General features: G+C 68.0%; 15 protein-coding genes. 3 read left to right on the top strand and 12 right to left on the bottom strand.

Features of this window, described 5'->3' with window-relative positions; genetic code table 11:
* Window positions 1-38 precede the first annotated feature (38 nt).
* Window positions 39-1,238, bottom strand: a complete 1,200-nt coding sequence (locus K7711_RS24480) for a cytochrome P450 (protein WP_222971738.1) — start codon at window positions 1,236-1,238, stop codon at window positions 39-41.
* A 90-nt stretch (window positions 1,239-1,328) separates the two neighbouring features.
* Between K7711_RS24480 and K7711_RS24475 the strand changes: the two genes are divergently transcribed.
* Window positions 1,329-2,141 (top strand): SAM-dependent methyltransferase, encoded by an 813-nt coding sequence (locus K7711_RS24475; protein WP_222971737.1) that lies wholly within the window; start codon window positions 1,329-1,331, stop codon window positions 2,139-2,141.
* A 6-nt stretch (window positions 2,142-2,147) separates the two neighbouring features.
* Here K7711_RS24475 and K7711_RS24470 read toward each other — a convergent pair whose 3' ends face one another.
* From K7711_RS24470 to K7711_RS24430, 9 genes are all read right to left on the bottom strand, one after another.
* Window positions 2,148-3,329 (bottom strand): FAD-dependent monooxygenase, encoded by a 1,182-nt coding sequence (locus K7711_RS24470; protein ID WP_222971736.1) that lies wholly within the window; start codon window positions 3,327-3,329, stop codon window positions 2,148-2,150.
* Between the two features lie 134 nt (window positions 3,330-3,463).
* On the bottom strand, window positions 3,464-4,249 hold the full coding sequence (gene tpiA / locus K7711_RS24465; protein WP_222971735.1) for a triose-phosphate isomerase: 786 nt from the start codon (window positions 4,247-4,249) through the stop codon (window positions 3,464-3,466).
* A 4-nt stretch (window positions 4,250-4,253) separates the two neighbouring features.
* On the bottom strand, window positions 4,254-5,465 hold the full coding sequence (locus K7711_RS24460; RefSeq protein ID WP_222971734.1) for a phosphoglycerate kinase: 1,212 nt from the start codon (window positions 5,463-5,465) through the stop codon (window positions 4,254-4,256).
* A gap of 4 nt (window positions 5,466-5,469) precedes the next feature.
* Window positions 5,470-6,489: a type I glyceraldehyde-3-phosphate dehydrogenase gene (gap, locus tag K7711_RS24455; RefSeq protein WP_222971733.1), complete on the bottom strand. Its 1,020-nt coding sequence runs from the start codon at window positions 6,487-6,489 to the stop codon at window positions 5,470-5,472.
* 252 nt (window positions 6,490-6,741) lie between these two features.
* Complete coding sequence (gene whiA / locus K7711_RS24450; RefSeq protein WP_153411812.1) at window positions 6,742-7,719, bottom strand: DNA-binding protein WhiA; 978 nt, start codon at window positions 7,717-7,719, stop codon at window positions 6,742-6,744.
* Complete coding sequence (locus K7711_RS24445; RefSeq protein WP_222971732.1) at window positions 7,716-8,762, bottom strand: gluconeogenesis factor YvcK family protein; 1,047 nt, start codon at window positions 8,760-8,762, stop codon at window positions 7,716-7,718. The genes whiA and K7711_RS24445 overlap by 4 nt, the downstream gene beginning before the upstream one ends.
* Entirely contained in the window at window positions 8,759-9,697 is a 939-nt protein-coding gene (gene rapZ / locus K7711_RS24440) for an RNase adapter RapZ (RefSeq protein WP_222971731.1), read from the bottom strand. The genes K7711_RS24445 and rapZ overlap by 4 nt, the downstream gene beginning before the upstream one ends.
* Before the next feature lie 122 nt (window positions 9,698-9,819).
* Window positions 9,820-11,928: an excinuclease ABC subunit UvrC gene (gene uvrC, locus K7711_RS24435; protein ID WP_222971730.1), complete on the bottom strand. Its 2,109-nt coding sequence runs from the start codon at window positions 11,926-11,928 to the stop codon at window positions 9,820-9,822.
* Between the two features lie 53 nt (window positions 11,929-11,981).
* On the bottom strand, window positions 11,982-12,857 hold the full coding sequence (locus K7711_RS24430; protein WP_222971729.1) for a LysR family transcriptional regulator: 876 nt from the start codon (window positions 12,855-12,857) through the stop codon (window positions 11,982-11,984).
* A 71-nt stretch (window positions 12,858-12,928) separates the two neighbouring features.
* On the opposite strand from K7711_RS24430, the gene K7711_RS24425 reads away from it, so the two are divergent.
* Window positions 12,929-13,948 carry a bile acid:sodium symporter family protein gene (locus tag K7711_RS24425; RefSeq protein WP_222971728.1) on the top strand — a complete coding sequence of 340 codons (1,020 nt, stop codon included), beginning with the start codon at window positions 12,929-12,931 and terminating at the stop codon, window positions 13,946-13,948.
* A 2-nt stretch (window positions 13,949-13,950) separates the two neighbouring features.
* Here K7711_RS24425 and K7711_RS24420 read toward each other — a convergent pair whose 3' ends face one another.
* Window positions 13,951-15,894: a CocE/NonD family hydrolase gene (locus K7711_RS24420; RefSeq protein ID WP_222971727.1), complete on the bottom strand. Its 1,944-nt coding sequence runs from the start codon at window positions 15,892-15,894 to the stop codon at window positions 13,951-13,953.
* Window positions 15,895-15,947: 53 nt separating this feature from the next.
* Window positions 15,948-17,162 (bottom strand): winged helix-turn-helix domain-containing protein, encoded by a 1,215-nt coding sequence (locus K7711_RS24415; protein ID WP_222971726.1) that lies wholly within the window; start codon window positions 17,160-17,162, stop codon window positions 15,948-15,950.
* A gap of 146 nt (window positions 17,163-17,308) precedes the next feature.
* Here K7711_RS24415 and K7711_RS24410 point away from each other — a divergent pair, with 146 nt between their 5' ends.
* Window positions 17,309-19,024: an FAD-binding dehydrogenase gene (locus tag K7711_RS24410; RefSeq protein ID WP_222971816.1), complete on the top strand. Its 1,716-nt coding sequence runs from the start codon at window positions 17,309-17,311 to the stop codon at window positions 19,022-19,024.
* Window positions 19,025-19,059: the final 35 nt, after the last annotated feature.

Raw genomic sequence — 19,059 nt, 5'->3', positions numbered from 1 at the left:
TGGCAGCCGAACGCGCGCGGCGGGCGGGCCAACCGGGATCAGCGCGGGGTGACCGTGGTGGGCAGGGCGGTGAAACCGCGGTTGTTCGAGGAGTGGATGCGGCGCAGGCCGGCCGGGTCCACCTCGAAGTCGGCGATGCGGGACACCATCTCCTGCAACGCGATACGCAATTCCAGCAGCCCGAGATTCGACCCCAGACAATGGTGCCGGCCGCTGCCGAAAGCCACCGCGTCGCCCGTATCGCGATCCAGATCGAACCGGTCCGGATTCTCGAACACCCGCGGATCGCGATTCGCCGAACCGCTCAGCAGCAGAATGCGCGCGTCGGCGGGAATCCGCACCCCGTGCAACTCCACCGGTTCGGTGGTGGTCCGCAGAATCACCTGGTTCGACGGGTCGTACCGCATCGCCTCATCGATCCAGTCCTCGATCCGGCCCGCCGGTGACTGCGATCCGGCCCCCAATGCGACGCGACGCTGATCGGGATGCTGCCAGGCCGCGTGCCACAGATTGCCCAGCGTCAGCATGGCCGTCTCGATACCCGCCCCGACCAGCAGGATCACCACGCCGACGATCTCCTCGGGGGTGAGCCGGTCGTCACCGTCGGCGGCGTCGAGCAGGGCCGAGAGCAGATCGTCACCGCGGTTCGCGGCGCGTTCGATGGTCAACTCGGTGTAGTAACCGACCAGGGCGCCGATCGCCTGCATGGCCTCGGGCCGCAGATCGGTGGACTCCTCCTCGGTGTACATGATCTCCATGCCGAGCTTGCGGACCATCGCCCGATCCGCCTCGGGCACTCCCACCAGCTCGGAGATCACCTCGGTCGGGTAGGGTCCGGCGAAATCGGCCATCAGGTCGAACCTGCCGCTTTCGAGCAGCGGTTCGAGCAGACCGCGCGCGATGTCCCGCAGCCGCGGCTCGAGGGACTGCACGCGGTGCTGGGTGAACGCCCGCACCACCAGCCCGCGCATCCGCGTGTGCTTCGGCGGATCCATCGCCACGAAGGAGAAGAACCGCTCCGCCTGCGGCCCCCAGAACGCGGGCTCCATCCGAAGTCCGTTCGCGCTGGAGAAACGATCCGAATCGCGCACGGCGGCCAGGACGTCCGCGTGCCGGGACAACGCCCAGAAATCGTCCGTCTCGTTGCGGAAGACCGGCGCCTGCTCGCGCAGCCGTTCGTAATACGGATACGGATCGTCGTGGACGTCGAAATCGTATGGGCTGTACTGCAACTGCATGAGGGAGCCTTCCGGACGGTGCGGCGCAGCCGCTACCGGTTCACTATCCGAGCTGACATGATCACAGTAGTCGACAGGAAAGAGGACGTCGTGAACTCCGAAATCGCGCCTGCCGGGATCGATGTCACCACGCCACATCCGGCCCGCCGCTACGACTACTGGTTGGGTGGCAAGAACAATTTCGAGGCCGATCGGGAATCGGCCGAACTCGTCGCAGAGGGATTCCCGACGATCCGCTTCGCCTGCCTGGAGAACCGCAAATTCCTGCGCCGTGCGGTCACCTACCTCACCGAGGAGGCCGGAATCCGGCAGTTCCTGGACATCGGGGCCGGGCTGCCCACCGCGGGCAACGTCCACGAGATCGCCCAGGCCATCGCGCCGGAGTCCCGCATCGTCTACGTGGACAACGACCCGATCGTGCTGATCCACGCCCGCACACTGCTGGACAGCTCACCCGAGGGCGCTACCGCCTACCTCGACGCCGACGTGCGCGATCCGGCGAAGATCTTGTCCCATCCGGATCTGCTGTCCACGCTGGACCTGAGCCAACCCGTCGCGCTGATGCTCGTCGCGGTCATGCATTTCATCACCGACGAGGAGAAGCCGCAGGAGCTGGTCCGGCAGCTGTGCGCGGCGCTGCCGCCGGGCAGCTACCTGGTGATGACGCACGCCACCGACGACCACCTCACCCAGGAGGATCTGAACGAGACCCGCGATGCCAACGAGCGCAGCGGGATCCCGTTCCGGTTACGTTCCACCGCCGAATTCGAAAGTTTCTTCACCGGTCTGGATCTGGTGCCGCCCGGGATCGGCTCGGTGATGACGTGGCGTCCGGAAACCTGGCGCGCGCACCCCCGGCCCGAGGCCGTCTCCATGCTCAGCGCGGTCGCGCGCATCGACTAGGACAGGTCACTCCTCGACGTCGTACAGATAGTGGCGGCTCCCGTCGAGCGCGGACCGCATCCATTCGGCGAAATCGCCGGAAGTCATCGAGGTCCACGGCGGTGTGTCGGTGACCTGGGCGCGGCCGAGGCGTACGCCCAGGTCCGCCAGGGCCGCGCCGGCAGGACGGCGCTGTGCGTCGTAACCGGTCAGCACCGCGTCCCAGTCGGCGCCCGCGCGACACAGGCGGCCCAGGGCCAGAGCATCCTCGACCGCCTTGACCGCGCCACTGGCGGTATGCGGACGCACCACCGTCGCCGCATCACCGATCAGCGCGATGCGGCCCGAGGCATACCGGGACGCGCGGATATCGACGACCGGATGCACCACGGTCGTGTCCCGCCTCGACTTCGCGATGACCTCACCCCACGAGGGCGGGAAATACTCGGTCAGCAGATCTTCCGCGCCCGGCGGAAGGTCGCCGGTGATCGGGTCGATGCCGAGCGAGAACGATTGCGCCGGTTGGTAATACAGCGCCCAATACACGCGCAGGCCCGGAGCTTGCTCATCGGGGATGAGCATCACCATGGCATGGCCGCCGGGATATGTCACCGTGACGGTCCGTCGGCGCAGTGCGTCGAGCATCGTCGGCGGGAGTTCAGCGACCGGATAGCCGCCCCGCCACAGCACATAACCGGAGTATTCCGCCGTCGCGGCCGGATCGACCAGTGCGCGGGCTGCCGACCGATAACCGTCCGCGCCGATGACGACATCGAACCGTTCGGCCGTGCCATCGGCGTGGTGCAGCGTGACCGCGTCGGCATCGGGTTCGATGCGAGTCACCGGAACGCCGTCGCGATAGTCGGTGTCGGGGATGCGATTTCGCAGATTCGCCCAGAGCATGCCCCAGTTGTGCACGATCGAGGTGAACGGGTGCTCCCACAGCACCCGGCCGAACGGCGCATCGCCGTCGCGGCCGATCCACGACCGCTCGGCGACCGGCTGCATAGGCAGGTCGGCATCGATCAGATTCTCGGCCACCAGCTCGGCGCGCGTCTCGGCGGAAATCCCTACGCCCTGACCACGATCGCGCAATCGCCCCGAGCTGCGCTCGAAGACGGTGACATCACAACCCGCGCGCCGCAACAGGATCGCGGTGGCGCATCCACCGATACTGCCGCCGATGATCCCGATTCGGTTTCCGTCCACAGCTGCTCACCCCGCCCTACGCTCGACCCGGGCATGGTAGCAAGTCGAGCTGTGGCGAGATCGCCTGGGACACAACGGGATCACATCCCGATGGTTGCGGCCCGGTCGCGACGAGCGCGACCGGGCCTCGCCCCTTACGGCAGCGGACCACCCGCGGCGATCGCCGAGAGGGTGGCGAACTCGTCGCCCTTGAGTGAAGCGCCACCGACGAGGGCACCGTCGATATCGGTCTGCGACACCAGCTCGCCGACGTTCTTGGCGTTCACCGAACCGCCGTACAGCACCCGAACCGAGGCTGCCACCTGCGGATTCGTCAGCTCGGCCAGCTCACCACGAATCGCGCCGCACACTTCCTGCGCGTCCGCGGGGGTGGCGACCCGGCCGGTGCCGATGGCCCAGACCGGCTCGTAGGCGATGACGATCTTGGCGATCTCCTCGGCCGTGAGGCCCTTGAGCGAGCCGCGCAGCTGCTCGAGGTTGTACGCGACGTGTTCGCTCACCTCGCGCACCCCCAGGCCCTCGCCGATGCACACGATCGGAGTGATCCCGTGCTTGAGCGCCTGCTTGGCCTTCGCCAGCACCGTGGCGTCGTCCTCGTTGTGGTACTGCCGCCGCTCCGAATGCCCGACCACGACGAACGAGCAACCCAGTTTGGCCAGCATCGACGCGCTGATCTCACCGGTGTAGGCACCCGAGTCGTGCACCGAGACGTCCTGGGCGCCGTAGGTGACCAGCAACCGGTCGCCTTCCACCAGGGTCTGCACACTCCGGATGTCCACGAACGGCGGAATCACCGTCACGTCGACCTTGTCGAAGTACTTGTCCGGCAAGGCGAATGCGATCTTCTGCACCAGAGCGATGGCCTCGAGGTGATTGAGGTTCATCTTCCAGTTGCCCGCGATGAGCGGTTTCCGTGCCACCGGCTCAGCCCTCCAATACCGCGATACCGGGCAGTTCCTTGCCCTCCAGATATTCCAGCGACGCGCCGCCACCGGTGGAGATATGCGAGAAGCCGTCCTCCGGCAGACCCAGCGTCCGCACCGCGGCGGCCGAATCGCCGCCACCGACCACCGTGAACGCACCCTTCTCGGTGGCCTGCACGATCGACTCGGCGACCCTGCGCGTGCCGTCGGCGAACTTCTCGAACTCGAACACGCCCATCGGGCCGTTCCAGAACACCGTGCGCGCCTCGGTCAGCAGCGCGCCGAAGCGGTCCGCCGAATCCGGGCCGATGTCCAGGCCCATCCAGCTCTCGGGAATCTCGTTGGCGGAGACCACCTTCGACTCCGCATCGGCGGCGAACTTATCGGCCACCACGATGTCGCGCGGCAGGTGGATGACGTCGGCGTACCGATCCAGCAAGCCGCGGCAGGTCTCGATCATCTCCTCCTGCAGCAGCGAGGAACCGACCGGAAGACCCTGCGCGGCAAGGAATGTGAAGCACATACCGCCGCCGATGACCAGGGTGTCGACCTTCGGGGCCAGCGCCTCGATGACCGCAAGCTTGTCCGAGACCTTCGACCCGCCCAGCACGACCGCGTACGGCCGCTCGGTTTCGGTGGTCAGCTTGCGCAGCACCTCCACCTCGGCCGCGACCAGCGTGCCCGCATAGTGCGGCAGCAGTTCGGCCACGTCGTAGACCGAAGCCTGCTTGCGGTGCACGACACCGAAGCCGTCGGAGACGAATGCGCCGTCGTCGCCGACCAATTCGACCAGCGCGCGGGCCAGCTTGCCGCGCGCGGCGTCGTCCTTGCTGGTCTCGCGCGGATCGAAACGGATGTTCTCCAGCAGCAGCACATCACCGTCGGTCAGGCCCTCCGAACGCGCCAGCGCGTCCTGGCCGACCACGTCACCGGCGAGCTGGACGTTGCGGCCCAGCTCCTGCGCCAGACGCTCGGCGACCGGCGCGAGCGACAGCGCCGGGTCGGGCTCGCCCTTCGGGCGGCCCAGGTGCGCGGTCAGCACGACCTTCGCGCCGGCCTCGACCAGCGCCTTGATCGTGGGAACCGAGGCGATGATCCGGCCCGGATCGGTGATGACCCCGTTGTCCAAGGGAACGTTCAGGTCGGAGCGCACAAGCACGCCCCGACCCTCGACACCCTCGGCCAGGAGATCCTGAAGTGTCTTGACCGTCATCTGATCAGAGCGACTTGCCGACGAGACCGATGAGGTCGGCGAGGCGGTTGGAGTAGCCCCACTCGTTGTCGTACCAGGACACGACCTTCACCTGATCGTCGATGACCTTGGTCAGCGGCGCGTCGTAGATCGACGAGTGCGGGTCGGTGACGATGTCGCTGGACACGATCGGGTCGGTGTTGTACTTCAGGATGCCCTTCAGCGGGCCCTCCGCGGCGGCCTTGAACGCGGCGTTGATCTCCTCCAGCGAGGCCTTGGTGCGCAGGTTCGCGGTCAGGTCGGTGACCGAACCGGTCGGAACCGGCACGCGCAGCGCGTAACCGTCCAGCTTGCCCAGCAGGTCGGGCAGCACCAGGCCGATGGCCTTGGCCGCACCGGTGCCGGTCGGCACGATGTTCAGCGCGGCGGCGCGGGCGCGACGCAGGTCGCTGTGCGGGCCGTCCTGCAGGTTCTGGTCCTGGGTGTAGGCGTGGATCGTGGTCATCAGGCCACGCTCGATGCCGAAGCTGTCGTTGAGCACCTTGGCCAGCGGGCCCAGGCAGTTGGTGGTGCACGAGGCGTTGGAGATGATGTTCTGGCTGCCGTCGTACTTGTCGTCGTTGACGCCCATCACGACGGTCAGGTCCTCGCCCTTGGCGGGCGCGGAGATGATGACCTTCTTCGCACCGGCGGCGAGGTGGCCCTTGGCCTTGGTCGCGTCGGTGAAGATGCCTGTCGACTCCACGACCACGTCGACGCCCAGCTCGCCCCACGGCAGGGCCGCCGGGCCCTCCTTGATGGCCAGCGCCTTGATGCGCTGATCGCCGACCACGATGGTGTCGTCGCCGTCGAGCGAGACATCCTGCGGCAGGCGACCCAGGATCGAGTCGTACTTGAGCAGAGTCGCCAGGGTGGCGTTGTCGGTGAGGTCGTTGACCGCGACGACCTCGATCTCCGTTGTGCCGAGCGCCTTCTGCGCTTCGACCGCCCTGAAGAAGTTGCGCCCGATGCGGCCGAAGCCGTTGATGCCTACCCGGACAGTCACGTTATCGCTCCTCAGCTTTCTGCGGATTCTTCTCCGTTGTCGATCCACCCTAATGCCCGGCCGTCATGTCACAGACACGCCCCTGGTCACGGTGAGAAAACCGAGCATCACCCGACCTCGCGACACTGCGAGGTTCGCCCCCGCAGGATACCGATCCGCACCGACAGAAGATCGGGCGATCCACGCAGAAGTGACGAAAGCCGCCGTGGTGCAAGGAAACTCGCACCACGACGGCTATCGCCGGCGTACGCCTCAGGCGTCTTCGAGCAATTCGGCGGTGACCGCCGATTCGGTGTCCGGTATGCCGAGTTCCTTCGCACGGCGATCGGCCATCGACAGCAGCCGCCGGATCCGCCCCGCGACCGCGTCCTTGGTCATCGGCGGATCGGCGAGCTGGCCCAGCTCCTCGAGCGAGGCCTGACGATGCTCGACGCGCAGCTTCCCGGCCGCGGCCAGGTGGTCGGGCACATCGTCACCGAGAATCTCCAGCGCGCGTTCGACCCGCGCGGCCGCGGCCACCGCGGCACGAGCCGACCGGCGCAGATTCGCGTCGTCGAAATTCGCCAGGCGATTGGCGGTCGCCCGGACCTCGCGGCGCATCCGCCGCTCCTCCCAGGTCAACCGGGTGTCCTGCGCGCCCATCCGGGTCAGCAGCGCGCCGATGGCCTCACCGTCGCGCACCACCACCCGATCGGTGCCGCGGATCTCCCGATTACGGGCCTGGATGCCCATCCGGCGCGCCGCGCCGACCAGGGCCAAGGCGGCCTCGGGTCCGGGGCAGCTCACCTCGAGCGCCGAGGATCGGCCGGGTTCGGTCAGCGAGCCGTGCGCGAGGAACGCACCCCGCCACGCGGCCTCCGAATCGGCGATACTGCCGCCCACGACCTGCGCGGGCAAACCGCGCACCGGGCGACCGCGCACGTCCAGCAGACCGGTCTGGCGCGCGAGCGCCTCGCCCTCCTTGGACACCCGCACCACGTACCGGGACGTCTTGCGCAACCCGCCGGCGCCCAGTACGTGCACATCCGAGCCGTAGCCGTACAGCTCGAAGATCTCGCGACGCAGGCGCCGGGCGATCGAGCCCATGTCCACCTCCGCCTCGACGATCACCCGCCCGCCGACGATGTGCAGCCCGCCGGCGAACCGTAGTAGCGCCGACAATTCGGCCTTGCGAGATGAGACCTGCGAGACGGACAGACGGCTCAGCTCGTCTTTCACCTCGGCTGTCATCGCCACGAGACCCGCTCCTTTCCACCCAACGCGGACCGCACATCCTGGCCCATGTGCCGTCCTTCGACTCGAAGCCCTGCTGATTCCGGCCGAGACGCTCGGATCACCTGATCCAGTGCGACAGCCAACTTTCCAGGGTGGTGCCGGTCCGTCCCCGCCTCGGCGACATCAGCGAAGGTTACTCGCGCACGCAGCTGTTCGGCAGCTCTTGCCACATGTTCGCGTTCCCTACCCTCCGGTACGGACCCGGAGTCCACCACCACGTGGTCCACCGCGAAATCCGGTGCGTGCTGGGACAATACATGCAAATGGCGCTCGGCGGAGAATCCGGCCGTCTCGCCGGGCTCGGCAGCGAGGTTCAGTACCAGCACTTTTCGGGCGCGGGTATGCACCAGCGCCTCGTGCAGGCCCGGGACCAGCACATGCGGGATGACGCTGGTGAACCATGATCCGGGGCCGAGGATCACCACGTCGGCGTGTTCGATCGCCGACGTCGCCTCGGGACTCGCCGGCGGGTCCGACGGGATCAGCCGCACCCGCCGCACCTTACCGGGCGTGGTGGCGACCGCGACCTGTCCGCGGATGCACCGGCTCACCCGGGGGTCGGCCTCGAGTCCGGACACGTCGGCCTCGATGGTGAGCGCGGCGGGAGACATCGGCAGCACCCGCCCGGTGGTGCGCAACAGCGAACCCACGGTGTCCAGTGCGGCGACGGGATCACCGAGCACCTCGGTCAGCGCGGCCAGGATCAGATTCCCGGCCGAATGCCCTGCCAGCGCACCGGTTCCGCCGAAACGGTGCTGGACGGTGCGCGCCCACACCCCGTCGGTCTCCTCGGCCAGCGCCGCCAGCGCCATGCGTAGATCGCCCGGCGGTAACATGCCGAGTTCCGCGCGCAGTCGCCCGGACGAGCCGCCGTCGTCGGCGACCGTCACCACGGCGGTGATATTCGAGGTCAGGCGTCGCGCCGCGGTCAACGTCGCGTACAGCCCGTGCCCACCACCCATGGCGACCAGGGCCGAATCCGGCCCCTCCGCACTCATTCGCGCCCCAGGTCTCGATGCACCACGCGCACGGGGTCCGCGCTCGATTCGCCGAGCGCCTCACCCAGCGCCTCCGCTACGGCCACACTGCGGTGCTTTCCACCGGTGCAACCCACTGCCACGGTCATATAACGCTTCCCCTCTTGGCGGTAACCGTCGGTGGTCAGGTCTATCAGGTGACGGCAGGTCCGCAGATAGTCCTGTGCACCCGGACGGGACAGCACATACTCGCTGACCACCGAGTCCTGTCCGGTGTGCTCACGTAACTCCGGTACCCAATGCGGGTTGGGCAGGAAACGCAAGTCGAACACCATATCCGCATCCAACGGCACGCCGTACTTGAAACCGAAGGACTGGATGGTGACCTGCAGCGCCTTGGGCGCACCGCCGCCGTACGCCTCCTCCAATTTGCGATGCAGCTGATGCACCGACAGGGCGGTTGTATCGATCACCAGGTCGGCGGCTGTTTTCGCCGAGTCGAGCCGGGCGCGCTCGGCGGCGATGCCCGCGGACAGCGTGCCGTCGGCGCTCTCGCTCTGCAGCGGGTGCCGCCGCCGCGCGAAGCCGAACCGGCGGATGAGCACATCGTCGGACGCCTCGAGGAACAGTACCCGCGTGCGCACGCCCCCGGACCGCAACTGCTCGGTCACCGCCGACAGATTTCCGGTGAAGAAGCGACTGCGCACATCCATCACCAGCGCCAGGCGCCGGATCGGCGGATCCGCCGACACGCCCAGCTCGATCATCCGCTCGATCAGCTCCGGCGGCAGGTTGTCCGCGACGTACCAGCCCAGATCCTCGAGCACCCGCGCCGCGGTGCCACGGCCCGCGCCGGACAGCCCGGTGACGATGACGACCTCGACCCCCGCCGAATCGGGCGCGGGCGAGGACGCCGACGGATCCGCCGCACTACCGTTCGATTCCACGCTGGTCATGTCCTACCGGATCCGTTGCTGGCGCTCATGCGATCATCCTGCCTTTTTCCCACATCCGGCGCCGGATACGCGCGCCGGGCGACATCGAGACGTAACCGTGCCATCAGAGTGATAGGTGGCGACTATTCGCCGTGCAGGGCCGCGAGCACCGCCTTCGCTGTTGCCACCCCGATGCCCGGAACCTGTGTGATCTCCTCCACCGTAGCCTGCTCGAGCCGGGCGACGGACCCGAAGTGCGTGACCAGCGCGGTGCGGCGCGTCTCGCCGAGCCCGGGAACCGCGTCCAGCGCCGAGGCCGTCATGCGCCGGGAGCGTTTGCTGCGATGGAAGGTGATGGCGAATCGGTGCGCCTCGTCGCGCACACGCTGCAGCAGGTACAGCGACTCGCTGTTGCGGGGCATGATCACCGGATCCGGCTCGCCCGGGACCCACACCTCCTCCAGGCGCTTGGCCAGGCCGATCACCGCGACGTCGGTGATGCCGAGATCGTCCAGCACCTCCGCGGCGGCCGCGACCTGCGGCGCGCCGCCGTCGACGACGTACAGATTGGGCGGATAGGAGAATTTCCGGGGTTTACCGGTCTTCGGATCGATGCCCGGCGTGGGATTGTCCTCGGCCTCGAACAGCTCCTGGTCGCGGCGCAGCCGCTGGAATCGGCGGCGGGTGACCTCCGCGATACTCGCGACGTCGTCCGAGCGGCCCTCGCCCGCGGCCTCCTTGATCGCGTAGTGCCGGTATTCGGATTTGCGCGCGAGCCCGTCCTCGAAGACGACCAGGGAGGCGACGACGTCGGTGCCCTGCACATGGCTGATGTCCACGCACTCGATCCGCAGCGGTGCGGAGTCGAGGTCCAGTGCCTCCTGAATACCTTGCAGCGCAGCCGATCTCGCGGTCAGATCGCCGGCGCGCTTGAGCTTGTGCTGGGCCAGCGCCTCGGCGGCATTGCGTTGGACGGTCTCCATCAGCGCCTTCTTGTCCCCGCGCTGGGGCACCCGCAACTGCACCGCCGAACCGCGCAGACCCGAGAGCCAGCCCTGCACCTGTTCGGCGTCACCGGGCAGCGCGGGTACCAGGACCTCGCGCGGCACGACCGTGCCCGCGGGCTCCGCACCGGCCTGGTCGGCGAACGCGGCCTGCTCACCGTAGAACTGCATGAGGAACTGCTCGACCAGCGCGGCCAGTTCGCCGCTGGACTCCGCCACGACGCTCTCGCCGCCCGATTCGGCATCATCACCGGGCTCCGCGGAATCCGGGACGTCAGCGGACGCCGCGCAGGCCTGATCCGCACCGGAGTCCGCGGCCCGATCCTCGCCGGGCTCGGCGGCATCCTGCGCGACCAGATCGACCGCGTCACCGGATTTGTCGACCACCCAGCCGCGCTGACCGCGGACCCGGCCGTCGCGCACGTGGAAGATCTGCACGGCGGCCTCGAGTTCGTCGGTGGCGAAGGCGACCACATCGGCATCGGTACCCGTACCCAGCACCACCGCCTGCTTCTCCAGCGCGCGACGCAGCGCCTGCACGTCGTCGCGCAGCCGAGCGGCGTTCTCGAAGTCCAATTCCTCTGCCGCGGCGTGCATCCGGCGTTCCAGCTCACGCACCATGCGATCGGTCTTACCGGCCAGGAAGTCACAGAAGTCCTCGGCGATGCGCCGATGCTCCTGGGCACTGACCCGGTCGATACACGGCGCGGAACACTTGTCGATGTAGCCGAGCAGGCACGGACGGCCGATCTGACCGTGCCGCTTGAAGACTCCCGCCGAACAGGTGCGCATCGGGAACACCCGCAGCAGCAGATCCACCGTCTCGCGGATCGCCCAGGCGTGCGCGTACGGGCCGAAGTACCGCACCCCCTTCTTGCGCGCGCCGCGGTAGACGAATACCCGCGGGTACTCCTCGTTCATGCTCACCGCGAGCATGGGGTACGTCTTGTCGTCGCGGTACCGGACGTTGAACCGCGGATCGAACTCCTTGATCCAGTTGTATTCCAGCTGAAGGGCTTCCACCTCCGTGGACACCACGGTCCACTCCACGCTCGCGGCCGTGGTCACCATCTGGCGGGTGCGCGGATGCAGCGCGGCGATATCGGCGAAATACGAATTCAACCGGCTGCGCAGACTCTTGGCCTTGCCGACGTAGATGACCTGCCCGAAGGAATCCCGGAACTTGTACACACCGGGATCTACAGGAATGGTGCCCGGCGCAGGCCGGTACGTCGCTGGATCTGCCACGCGACCAGATTAGCGAGAAGCACCGACAGGCGATCGGGCCCACTGCGGCGCGCTCATCCGGTACGACGGGGCAGGGACGCGTGTTCGCGGCGGGCGCCCGCCTCGATCGCATCGCACAGCGCCCGCTCCGGCTCGGACAACCGGCTGCGGCGGCGCAGCAGCACGAACTCCAGATCCCCCAGTTTCGGCAGCCGATCGTCCGCGACGGCGAAAAGTCCTGCGGGAAGCAGACTTTCCGCATGGACGATGACACCCAGCCCGGCCAGCACGGCCGCCCGCAAGCCCAGTTGACTGTCGCTCACGCAGGCGATCCGCCAGGTGCGCCCCTCGCGTTCGAGCGCCTGCAGCGCCGCCTGCCGGGTCATACTCGGCGGCGGATAGGTCACCAGCGGCACCGGATCGGTGAAACCCGTTGCTCCCGAGCGCCCCGCCCACACCAGCCGGTCGCGCCAGAGCAACTCCCCGTGCTGCTCCCCCGGCCGCCGCTTGGCCACCATCAGATCCAGTTCCCCGGCCTCGAGCCGGGTCCGCAGCGTCTCGCTGAGCCCGACGGTCAACTCCAGGTCCACGCCCGGATGGCTGCGCTGGAATTCCAGCAGCACATCGGGCAGTTCGCGAGCCATCAGATCGTCCGAGGCGCCGAGGCGAATCAGCCCGGACAGCCTCGACTCGGAGAAATAGCGTTCGGCGTGCGCCTGGGCATCGAGGATGCTGCGCGCGAAGCCGACCATCGCCGCACCGTCCGCGGTGAGCGCCAGATTGCGGGTGTCCCGGCGGAACAGCGCTCGCCCGGCCGCCTGTTCGAGTTTGGCGATATGCCCGCTGACGGTGGATTGACGCAGGCCCAGGATGCGCCCCGCGGCGGTGAATCCACCGGCCCGCTCCACGGCGAGGAAGGTGCGCAACTGATCCGGATCGAACATATTCATCACGATACTCGTTCATAGATATCGAATCGAACGACTTTCGCGATCATTCACCCGGAACGTATCGTTCATCTGTGCAGCTTCTCGCCAAATTCCGAATCGACGCCTTCATGCTCGGCCTGCTCGCCGCCGTGCTGGTCGCCGTAGTCCTGCCCGCTCGCGGCGATGCCGCCGGCGTGCTGAGCTGGGCGACCAAGATCGCGATCGGGATCCTGTTCCTGCTCTACGGCGCGCGATTGAAGCCGCGTGAGGCGCTGGACGGGCTCAAGCACTGGCGACTGCACTCGAGCGTGCTGGCGGTGACCTACCTGGTCTTCCCGCTGATCGGGCTGGCGCTGCGACTGCTGGTCCCCTCGGTACTGACCGACGACCTCTACACCGGCGTGCTCTACCTGTGCCTGCTGCCCTCGACCGTGCAGTCCTCCATCGCCTTCACCTCGATCGCGCGTGGCAATGTGGCCGGTGCGGTGGTGAGCGCGTCACTGTCCAATCTGCTCGGCGTCTTCGTCACGCCGCTGCTGGTCATGCTGCTGATGGACACCACCGGCCAGGCGACGGTGTCGATGGGATCGATCGTGGCGATCGTGTTGCAACTGCTGCTGCCGTTCCTGGCCGGACAGGTGTTGCGCAAGCCGCTGCAGGTGCTCATGCGCCACGCCACCGTCACCAAGGTGGTCGATCGAGGTTCGGTCTACCTGGTCGTCTACTCCGCGTTCAGCGACAGCATGGTGGAACACATCTGGGGCGGCATTTCGCTGCTGTCCCTGCTGGCCGTGGTCGTGGTGTGCATCGCGGTGCTCGCGGCGGTGCTGGCGCTGACCACGGTCGCGAGCCGTCTGCTCGGATTCGATCGCGGCGATCGCATCGTGATGATCTTCTGCGGTTCCAAGAAGAGCCTGGCCAGCGGACTGCCGATGGCCACGGTCCTGTTCGCCGGGCACCCGATCGGCCTGATCGTGCTGCCGCTGATGATCTTCCACCAGATTCAGCTGTTCGTCTGCGCCTGGCTCGCCGGGCGGTGGGAGCGGCAGGCCGATGCCGCCGCGGAGTCCGAAGCCGCGGACGAGGAATCGGTCGCCACCGAGGTCGCCTGACGCTATTTCGTTGCGTCCATGGGGAATCGGCTCGATGCGGCGCCACCCGCCGGGATGATCGGCAGCACCACCGACGACGGATGGTCCGCGTCGTGCAGGATGGTCTGGGTCGCAATCCGGGTATCGGCACTCGCACCGAACGGCTGACCGGTATTGGGATTCGGGGCGAACTGCGGATAGTCGCTGCTGGAGATCTCCACGCGGATACGCGAACCGGCCTTCACCAGATAGCTGGTCGGCCAGATCTTTATCGTGTACTGATACGGCTGGCCGGGCACCGTCGGGGTGGGGTCGTCCAGTGAATCCCGGAACGGGGTGCGGATGATTCCGTCGTTCAGGTTGACCGTGGACCCATCGGGTGCGACGGCGACCAGTTTCGCGGTGAAGTCGGTGTCCGGCGCGGTGGACGACGCCCACAGTTTCACCTCGGTCGGCCCGGTCAATTCGGTGTCCGCCGACATCGGGGCGGTGGTGTAGGTCAGCACATCCGAGCGCTGCTCGACGACGTACTGATCGTAGGGTCCCTGCGGCCCCGAGGACGCGCCGCAGCAGGAGTGTCCACCGGCGCTGGGCACCGGATCGAGCGGATCGTAATAGTAGGTGTCGGGCTGCTGCGGATCCTTCGGCGGCGCGGCGCTCAGCGCGCCCACGCGGCCGGACAGCCCGTTTGCGCCACTGCCGGACAGGTAGTAGGTGGTCCAGCGGGTGTTCGGCAGCGGCCACGCGGTCGCGGTCTTCCACTTGTTCGCACCCATCAGGAAGTAGTTCACCGTGGGCTGCCCGGCGACCTTGTTGTCCTGTCCCTTCAGGAAGTGGTCGAACCAGGCCAGCATCAGATCGTTGACCGGGCTGTCTCCCGCGGCTCCGGCGGCGGCGAGCATCGGCGCGGAGACGCCGCTGCCCGGACGCCCCCAGCCCACGTGATCCCACGGCCCGATGACCAGCCGCTGATTACCGCGGGCCTGCGGGGTGCCGCCGTCGTGCACCATCCCGCTGAAATTCTCGGTTCCGCCCGCCAGGAACGCGTCGTACCAGCCCTCGAAATCGAGCACCGGAACCTGCACGTTCGAATAGTGGTCGCGGATGCTCCACTGCTTCCAGTAGTCGTCGCGGGCGGAATGCCGTATCCAGTCGAAGAACCACGGCGCGACCGCCGGATCGTCCGGGTGCATCGGCGGGAACTGCTGATACGGCCGATATCCCATCCACCGGGTGTACTGCGACTGGTCGGCGGCCAACTGTTTCGCGGTGCCGGTATCGCCGCGGTTGGTCGCGGCGGTCCGCGCGATCGTTCCCATCGCCCAGGGCTCGACGAAGGCGAGGCGGAATTCCCCGCCCTCGTAGGTCCAGCCGTCGTAGTAGTCCGACGCGGTGTTCGAGGGCACGATGGTGACCAGGTGCGGTGGCGCGGTGACCGCCGAAAGCCATTGTGTGGCACCCACATACGACGATCCGTACATGCCGACCTTGCCGTTGGAGCCGGGCAGCCGCGCGGCCCACTCGACCGAGTCGTATCCGTCGTTCCGGTCGTTGCCGAATTCGGTGAACGTGCCGCCCGAGGCGCCCTGCCCCCGGATGTCTTGCACGACAACGAGATAGCAGTGCGAGGCGAACCAGTCCGGCGACTGGTAGCGATACGGCTTCACCTGCGCCTCGGCCTTGCCGTACTGGGTGCGCATCAGGATCACCGGCACCGGGTCCGCGGTCTTCGGGCGGTACACGTCGGCCTTCAGTACGACGCCGTCGCGCATGGCCGCGGGGACGTTCTCCTGCTCGGCGACCGCGCATTTCCCGCGCCCCTGCGACGGCGGCCATGCAGCGGATACGGAAGGGCCGTCCGAGGGCGCGCTCGGTGATCCGCTACAACCGCTCAGGACCAGTATCGCCGCGGCCAGCAGCGCACCGCCGCGCAGAATTCGATTGCGCCGCCCCCGATTCCACGACATTCACCGACGGTAGCACCGGGCGGCACCGGTCATGATCGGGTTCGGCCGACCGGTCAGGCGACTGCCGTCAGCAGAGCTGCCAGATCCCCGCGCTCCCCCACCTCGATCGTGTCCAATTCCAGCCAGTCGGCCAGTTCCCGCAGGGATCGTGCCAGTTCGGCCGCGACGTGCGGGGTGTCCCGATCCGGCTCGGCGAAGGCGCCGGGCACCAGCAGCCGCCCGGACGCCCGCTCGGCACGCAGATCCACCCGCGCCACCAATTCACCGTCCAGCAGGAAGGCGAAGACGTAATAGCCGTGCACCCGTTTGTGTTCAGGGGTGTAGATCTCGATCCGGTAGTGGAAGTCGAAGATCCGCTCGGTGCGCGGGCGGAAGAAGATCAGCGGATCGAACGGGCACAGCAGCGCGGCCCCGGTGATCCGCCGTGGCACCCGCGCACCGGCGCGCAGATACGCCGGGCGATCCCAACCGTCCACCCGAACCTGTTCCAGCTCACCGGAATCCACCAGATCGGCGATGGCCGGTTCGGTCTGGCTGCGATGCAGCCGGTAGTAGTCGCGCAGATCCGGCTCGGTGCCGATGCCCAGGGCCGTGGCCGATCGGCGGACGAGTTCGCGCACCGCCTCGGACTCATCGAGTTCGCGGGCGAGCACCTGCTGCGGTAGGACTCGCTCGGTCAGGTCGTAGTGCCGCTGGAATCCGACCCGCTTGCCCACCGACAACTCACCGGTGGCGAACAACTGCTCGCACACGACCTTGGTATCGCTGTAGTTCCAGCCCCAGTGGTCCTTACTGCGCGGGCGGTCCAGTTCGAGATGTTTCTCCACCTCCCCCGCGGTGCTCGGGCCGAATTCGCGGACGACCTCGAGCACATCCTTGGGCAGCGACGGATTGCGTTCGAGCACCTGACGCGCACCGCCCCACCGGCCGTTCCGGTACCGCGCCATCCGCCAGCGCATCAGCGGCCAGTCCTCGACCGGCAGCATCGCGGCCTCGTGCGCCCAGTACTCCACCAGCCGACGGGGACGTCGCGCGGCGTGACTCCAGGCGGCCTCGTCCAGCAGCGTCCGGTCGTAGGGGCCGATGCGGCTGAACACCGGCGCGTAGTGCGCCCGCACCACCGCCGACACCGAATCCAGTTGCAGCACCTGCGTTTTCTCCAGGACGCGCAGCACGGTCCGGCGATCGGGCGAGGCGGGGCGCGCCACGCCGAAGCCCTGGGCGGCCAGGGCGGTCCGGCGGGCCGCGGCGGCGGTCATCGTACGCACCCGAAGAACCATGCCATGTGGTACCGACATCTTTCGCGGCACCGCTCGCCACCTGCTCGGATCCACACGCGCCGGACCCCGGAACCGGCTACCCGCGGCCGTTGGTCTGCTAGGTTGGGGACCAGTTCGATACATTCATGTATCCGATGCGCGGCGACCCGCCCGCGCGCACCCGACCCGGAGGAGTTCCCGTGGCATCGTCACCGCAGCCGGACGCCATCGTCATCGGGGCCGGTCTAGCCGGACTCGTGGCCACCTACGAACTCACCCGGGCCGGACGCCGGGTGCTCGTGCTGGACCAGGAGAATCGCAACAACCTGGGCGGACAGGCGTTCTGGTCGCTGGGCGGACTGTTCTTCGTGGACAGTCCCGAGCAACGCCGCCTCGGCATCAAGGACTCGTTCGAACTGGCCTGGCAGGACTGGCAGGGCTCGGCCGGATTCGACCGCGAGGACGAGGATCTGTGGGGCCGGCGCTGGGCCCGCGCCTACGTCGAGTTCGCCGCCACCGAGAAGCGGCAGTACCTGCACGATCTGGGCCTTCGGGTGACCCCGCTGGTGGGCTGGGCCGAACGCGGCGGATCCACCGCGGACGGGCACGGCAACTCGGTGCCGCGCTTCCACCTCACCTGGGGCACCGGACCGGAGGTGGTGCGGGTCTTCCTGGAACCGGTCCTGGCGGCCGAACGGCGCGGGCTGGTCGAATTCGCCTTCCGGCACCGGGTGGACGAACTGATCGTCGAGGACGGCACGGTGGTCGGCGCGCGCGGCGGGATCCTCGAACCCACCGATCTGGACCGCGGCAAGGCCTCCTCGCGGAACGTGGTGGGCGAGTTCGAATTCCGCGCGCCCGCGGTGCTGGTCTCCTCCGGCGGCATCGGCCACAACCACGATCTGATCCGCCGCAACTGGCCCACCGAACGGCTCGGCCCCTGTCCGGAGACGATGATTCCCGGCGTCCCCGCCCACGTCGACGGGCGGATGCTGGGCATCACCGAACAGGCGGGCGGGCGGATCGTGAACCGCGACCGCATGTGGCACTACACCGAGGGCCTGCACAACTGGGATCCGATCTGGCCCGACCACGCCATCCGGATCATCCCCGGACCGTCCTCGATGTGGTTCGACGCCAACGGAAAACGCCTGCCCGCACCGTCCTTCCCCGGCTTCGACACCAACGCCTCGATGCGCGACATCCTGGCCACCGGATACGACTACTCGTGGTTCGTGCTGAACCAGTCGATCGTGGAGAAGGAGTTCATGCTCTCGGGTTCGGAGCAGAACCCCGACATCACCGGCAAGGATCGCAGGTTGCTGGTCGAGAGCCGCCTCAAGAAGGGCGCGACCCCGCCCGTCGACGCGTTCCTGCGGCACGGCGTGGACTTCGTCGTCGCCGATACGCTGCCCGAACTCGTCGCGGGCATGAACAAGCTCGCCCGTGGCCCACAGCTCGATCTCGCCGACCTCGAACGCCAGATCGTCGCGCGGGACCGGCAGGTGGCGAACAAGTACGCCAAGGATGCCCAGATCATGGCCATCGCCAACGCCCGCCGCGCGCTCGGGGACAAGATCGCCCGCGTCGCGTCCCCGCATCGCATCCTGGACCCCGCGCACGGCCCGCTGATCGGCGTCCGGCTCAACGTCCTGACCCGAAAAACCCTGGGCGGCATCCAGACCGATCTCGACTCCCAGGTGATCGATTCGGCCGGAACACCTTTCGCGGGGCTGTACGCCGCGGGCGAGGTCGCCGGATTCGGCGGTGGCGGCGTGCACGGCTACAACGCCCTGGAAGGCACCTTCCTGGGCGGATGCATCTTCTCCGGACGTTCGGCCGGACGCGCGATGGCCCGCCTGCCGCGCTGAGCCCGCAGGTGGTCGGTCGGCCGTGCCGGACGAAT

This window comes from Nocardia coffeae (genome assembly GCF_019890715.1).
GTDB classification, from domain to species: domain Bacteria; phylum Actinomycetota; class Actinomycetes; order Mycobacteriales; family Mycobacteriaceae; genus Nocardia; species Nocardia jiangxiensis.
The sequence above is the reverse complement of the archived record's forward strand: the minus strand, read 5'-3'. Positions and strand labels throughout refer to the sequence as shown.